We start from the raw sequence: 5,548 nt of genomic DNA on the forward strand, positions 1-5,548 counted from the left end.
CTGACCGAGCTTGGCCGCAATCGTTATGGCGCGGCCTTTCGCAGCCATAGTGGACGTTGGGAACCTCTGCCAGGCGCTGGGTCGCTCGACGAGATGGCACAACTGGTCGTCACGCTCCTGGAGCCGTATTTGCAACCCGATAATTAACGAGCCTAATTATTAAAGCTATTGAGGGGATGTTGTACTAGGTGGCGTTCCGAATGTCGCTGATCGTTAAGGCTTATTCGACGCCTGCCAACACGCGCAGAGGCACCGTCACATTCCTGTGGCCGATGGCAGGTATCGAATAACCCTGATATGACTTTCCGTGTCAATCAGAATGTGTAGTTTGCAGTGCTCTCATACGCGAATGAAATTCGTGAGGGCGGCGTAGCAGTAAATCTCGACGGTGGATCATCCTGATATCCGCGGGTTGGTTACCGCATTACAGTGGACCTTCTCATGAGCCTGCCGCATTCTTAAGCCGCAAGTCGGGTGATATCCGTTGTGGGGTTGTGCCGCGGGTTACTCGATAGCCGGGCTACGCCGCCTTCAGGAAACTCGTGGGTCGATGGGGGGAGCGCCGTGGTGGTTCGTAATCAGGTTGCCTGTGTGCGACAAGGTAACGCGAGCGACATCGCCAGGCGCCCGATGTCCCAAATGAAGCCCGACAGTTCACGGGCGATGGCCACGACCGTGATATTGGCATTCTTGCCACGCGCGGCCAGCCCCCGGTATCGGCGGCACAGTCGGACCTGCGCGTCCCAAGCGCGATCGATGATGGCCTTGGGAATGCCTTCATGCCGACGCTGGATGTCGGCGCTTACACGTGCCGGGTGCCGGTAGCTCCAGGCCGCTTCCACCAGGAACTTTCTTGCATAGCTATTGCCGGTCTTGGTGATGCTTCCCTGCCGTCGCTTGTCACCCGATGAGTGTTCTGAAGGGGTGACGCCGAGCCACGCCATCAATTGACGCGGATGGTCAAAGCGGGACAGATCTCCGAGTTCGGCGAGCATTCCAACGGCCGTGGTGAACTGCACACCGCGCATGGCCTGCAGACCGAGGACGGCCGGATAGAACCGCCAGGCTGTCACTGCCTCACGCAAGGCGGCTTCAACGCGCTGGCATTGCGCGAGCCGGTCTTCAATCGTGCGCCGAAGCTCCTCAAATGCGAACTGTTGCCATTCGCTACCAAACGCATACTGGCTCACCCAGCGTCGGTGAGCGGGTCCCCAGTCGGCATGACCGGCATAGCGTACATCGTTTGCGAGCAGGAACGACTTGAGCCGCTGCTGTCAAACGACACAAAGTTGTCCGAGAAAGAGAGTGAACCAAACCGTGGGATGCCATTTCCGTCGACTTGACCGCCGTCATAGACGGCGTGACGGCGCCGTACCCGATGGGATACGGCGCTTGGAGTCCGGGAAGTTTCTAACGACAAGAGCCCAGCGAGCCCCCCTGTAGCCCGCCGATCAGGGCATGCATCTCGTCTCGTGGCTCAATCAAGCTCTCGATAACCGCGAAGTGGCGGCGCTCGTGGTGTACGCCGGAGCGGTGGTGCGTGCAATGTCGCCGATGTTTTCGGCGGGCAACTGGCGGCTTGGGCTCGCTCCCGGATTCGGCGGGTTCAGCGGAGAGAAGATGAAGGCGGCGGTGCGGCGCCTCGCCGGCGTGATTGCATGCGCAATGCGGGAGTTACGAGCACAGGCGCTCCTCGTGCCCAGCGGCCGCAAGCGCGTGCCGCGCGGATGATTTAACGCTTGACGCTGGGTGAGGGCGGCGCAACAGCTTCTTGTTGCATCGTTCAGGCCGCGCCACGACCGAATCCAATCTGTCGTGGCACGAGACAGATCAAGCCGATGTCACCCGCCGCGTTTGGGTAAAGCGTAGGCGATTACATAATCTCCAGGTGGCGTCTGCATGAAATGATGGCCCGCCGCAACAATGACAACGAACTGGCGACTATTAATTTCATACGTCATGGGAGTCGCCTGACCACCCGTCGGCAGAACATCGCTCCAAACGACCTTGCCCGTTTTTACGTCGATCGCGCGAATGAGGTTATCCGTCGCAGCGGCTACGAAAACGAGGCCGCCAGCCGTGATTATTGGACCGCCGTTATTCGGCGTTCCAAGGTCGATGGGCAAGCCAGTCGACAGGCCGAAGGGCCCGTTCGCACGCGCGGTGCCGAGGGGGCGCTGCCATAAGACCTGACGGGTGTGCATGTCGATCGCAGTAGTCATTCCGTAGGGTGGCTCACTGCACAGCAAGTTCGTGTATCTCATGACGAAGGGGCCGACTGAAACGCCATAGGGTGTCTCCGCTTGTGCCCCTGAACCACCCCCGTCCGGGTCGAAGGCCGAGTCGTCGATCGACTTGAGGCCGCGCGTGTCAGCCTGAGATCGAGTGAGCAACTGGTTGTACATCGGGGTGTTGTTCCAGTTGGCGATCAGCACCCCCGTTGTCGGGTCATACGCCATGCTCCCCCATTCGCTCCCACCGTTATTCCCAGGATATTGAATCCAGGGTCGAGTAAGGCTCGGCGCAGTAAATTCACCTTCGTAACGTGCGCGTCGGAACTTGATTCGACAATAGAGCTGGTCAAGTGGCGTCAGCCCCCACATTTGCCTTTCGCTGAGATTGCCGAATCCGAGTCGCGGCATACCAACCGACCATGGCTGGGTTGGCGCGAGAGGATCTTCAGCCAGGACGCTTGCAGGTGCCGGACGCTCTTCGACCGGGCTCAGTGGCGCACCGTCACGTCGATCTAGCACAAACGTCTGCCCGCGCTTGGTAGGAACGATCATCGCTGGGATCGGGGCGCCATCCTTATCAGGGAAGTCGATCAATGTAGGCTGTGACGCGATGTCGTAGTCCCAAACATCCTTGTGCACGGTCTGAAACACCCAACGCGATTCGCCGGTACGCGCGTCTAGCGCCACGATTGCGGAAGAAATCGCGTTCTCTTCAGGCGAGCGCAACGCGCTGTAGTAGTCCACAGCGGAATTGCCCGTCGGCACATATACAAGCCCAAGCTTGTCGTCACCAACCATTATGGTCCATGAATTTGGCGTACCACGGCTGTAAGACTTGCCTGGCGAAGGTTCGGCATGGTCGTGAGGACGCTTGACGTCCCATGCCCATACAAACTTACCGGTTTCGGCACTGTAACCCCGAATTACGCCGGACGGCGCCCAGCGACGCTGGCCGTCCAGCACCTCCTGATTCGTAACGATAACGCCGTTGACTACGGTTGGTGGCGACGGTTCAGCAACAAAACCGGGCACAGACCGTCCCATTCCTACCATGAGATCCACCTGACCGTGAGTGCCGAACGTTTCACACGCTTTGCCTGTGTCGGCATCGACCGCGATCAGCCGCTCGTCCAATGTCGCCTCGATGATCCGTTGGCTGCATGGGAGTGAAGCAGAAGTGGTCTGCGATTTGTAGTACACGACTCCACGACAAGCCGCGGTGTACGGTACGTTTTCGTACTTCACTTGTGATTTATAACGCCAGACTTCACGCCCAGTCGCTGCGTCGAGCCTTATTAGATCGTTCGTCGCCGAGCACAGATAGACCGCGTCACCAACCTTGAGTGGTGTCGTCTCTGCAGCCCATTTGTTTCGCTGGCCAGCCGGTGGCAAATCGCCGGTACGGTACACCCATTCTCGCTGCAATTGGCTGACATTTCTTGGTGTGATTTCATTTAGAGGCGAGTAACGAGTCGCATCATTGTCGCGACCGTAAACTGACCAGTCGCCGTCAGGCTGAGGTGCGACGCTGGGTTTCGCTGCCACGAGTGGCTTGTCCGGAAACGGTCCGTCTGCCGATGTGACGTTGTAGGGCACGAAGGCGAGTACGAAGGCCACGACGAAGATTGCCGCCATCGTGCCGGCCAAGGTGAACGCGGTTTTCTTCCTAACCTTCAGTATCGGCAACAACAGCGCCAGCAAAAAACTAATGAAGGTCATCAATCCAAGGCGCGGCACCCAACCCCAGTAATCCAGGCCGCTTTCCCAAGCAGTCCACATCACTGTTCCGGAAAATACGGTGGCGTACAACCACGCTCCTGACTTGCGAAGACGAAACAGCTGCACTCCGGACACGGCAATGCCAGCGCCTGCGGTCAGGTAATACGCGGAACCTCCGAGCCAGATCAACCAGCTACCGCCCGCGACGAATGCAAACCCGAGCAAAACTAACGATACTGCGAGCAGACGCAACGGCCATCGAGGAACGCCCCTTCCCTGTGTCGTCGGACGTGACAGAGGTAATGGCAATCGGGTAACGCCGCTTTCTTCGATTGTCGGGGGTGGCATGAACTTCTCTCCTCGTAACGATCATGCAGAATTCGCGGAAGTGAAACGAGCGCGTCAATGAGGCCGAAAATCCAGTAGGCGGTGCCCTTTAAGCGTTGTTCGGAGCGTCACTCCACAGAGGCTTTCCCATTACAGTTTTGCTGGTGAATCCAGCGTCCGAAATTCGACCTCGCGGAACCGGGGACCGAGCCTCGACGGGATCACAGAACGCCGGTCCCAGCGCTTTGGCGCCTCCGCCAATTGAAAGGCCAACGTGCCGCTATCGAAGGTGATTGCAGTCGGGCTCACGATTTCGAATTGAGTCCGCTCCGATCTCTGGAGATGCCGCGTTGTCAGCGAGTTGATGTTCTTATTGGAGATCGTTTCATTACGCGGTCGGTTTGCTTGTATTGGTTGTTTTAACTGCGTTCGAGCTAATCGAGCGTGGAAAGCTATTCGGCAGATGTGTTGAATTCTACTTAGTGGCGTGGGCGTATCCGTTCGTTTTCGCACCTATCTTGATCGATTTGAATACACACAACTCATACCGGGCGCCGTCGTCGCACGAGGCACTCGTTTACGTTTAATGACATGTCGGGCGGGGTTGTAAACTTTCGTTGGCTGTCGTTTACTCTCTCATTTTGGTCGACACATGAAGCAGCGTCAACGAACTGGGCAGCGGCAGAATTCAAGGACGTCGACTTGAGTCATCAGCGCCTGAGCAAGCGTGCGTTGCTGCTTGCGCAGCGGTTGGCAGAGAAGCCGACGGCAAGCCTATCCGGTGCATGCGCGGGTTGGGCTGAAACGGCGGTGGCTTACCGGTTCCTGGCGCAAAATGAGTTGGACTGGCGCCATATTATGGCGCCACATTGGCGGAGTTCGGCCGAGCGGATGGGACTCGCGAGGTGATGCTATGCATACAGGACGAAAAATACCGGGGCGCCGGTCTTGAACCGATCACAACGCAAGACGAAGGACAGACTCTGTGACACTAGTCGCCGTTGCCTGCGCCTTTATAACATTGCGTCCGCTCCGATTGCCTGAATCGGCTTGCGCCGTTAGCCCGTGGTCGCGAGCAGGCATGCGCGCATACGCATGCTCCACATGTTGCGCGCGAATGGACGCGATATCGCGCTGCTCAACTTACTTTCCGCAGGTCGAGGACGCAATATGACGCGAATTTCGTTGCTAAGCCTGGCGACCGAAAGGCGTGCTCTGGGACGCCGAGGAGCGTGAGTACCTGACGCTGCAGGTCCGTGAATGGCACG

Annotated in this window: 3 protein-coding genes and 1 pseudogene; 2 read left to right on the top strand and 2 right to left on the bottom strand. The window is 58.1% G+C overall.

Going from position 1 to position 5,548, the window contains the following annotated elements; all coding sequences use genetic code 11:
* Positions 1-578: 578 nt before the first annotated feature.
* Positions 579-1,274: pseudogene (locus AWB68_RS42275) on the bottom strand (IS110 family RNA-guided transposase); the annotation flags it as partial.
* A gap of 184 nt (positions 1,275-1,458) precedes the next feature.
* On the opposite strand from AWB68_RS42275, the gene AWB68_RS42280 reads away from it, so the two are divergent.
* Positions 1,459-1,731 carry a hypothetical protein gene (locus tag AWB68_RS42280; RefSeq protein ID WP_087650082.1) on the top strand — a complete coding sequence of 91 codons (273 nt, stop codon included), beginning with the start codon at positions 1,459-1,461 and terminating at the stop codon, positions 1,729-1,731.
* A gap of 110 nt (positions 1,732-1,841) precedes the next feature.
* Here the strand turns inward: AWB68_RS42280 and AWB68_RS42285 are convergent, their stop codons facing one another.
* Positions 1,842-4,301 (bottom strand): membrane-bound PQQ-dependent dehydrogenase, glucose/quinate/shikimate family, encoded by a 2,460-nt coding sequence (locus tag AWB68_RS42285; protein ID WP_087650083.1) that lies wholly within the window; start codon positions 4,299-4,301, stop codon positions 1,842-1,844.
* Between the two features lie 570 nt (positions 4,302-4,871).
* On the opposite strand from AWB68_RS42285, the gene AWB68_RS42290 reads away from it, so the two are divergent.
* Complete coding sequence (locus AWB68_RS42290; RefSeq protein WP_235028817.1) at positions 4,872-5,189, top strand: IS4/Tn5 family transposase DNA-binding protein; 318 nt, start codon at positions 4,872-4,874, stop codon at positions 5,187-5,189.
* The last annotated feature ends 359 nt before the right edge of the window (positions 5,190-5,548 follow it).

Origin of the sequence: Caballeronia choica (assembly GCF_001544535.1) — a bacterium.
Classification (GTDB): Bacteria; Pseudomonadota; Gammaproteobacteria; order Burkholderiales; family Burkholderiaceae; genus Caballeronia; species Caballeronia choica.

Excerpts from the sequence above, each read along its gene's own strand:
- AWB68_RS42280 (WP_087650082.1), top strand. The coding sequence starts at position 1,459 with ATGCATCTCGTCTCGTGGCTCAATCAAGCTCTCGATAACCGCGAAGTG.
- AWB68_RS42285 (WP_087650083.1), bottom strand. The coding sequence starts at position 4,301 with ATGCCACCCCCGACAATCGAAGAAAGCGGCGTTACCCGATTGCCATTA.
- AWB68_RS42290 (WP_235028817.1), top strand. The coding sequence starts at position 4,872 with ATGTCGGGCGGGGTTGTAAACTTTCGTTGGCTGTCGTTTACTCTCTCA.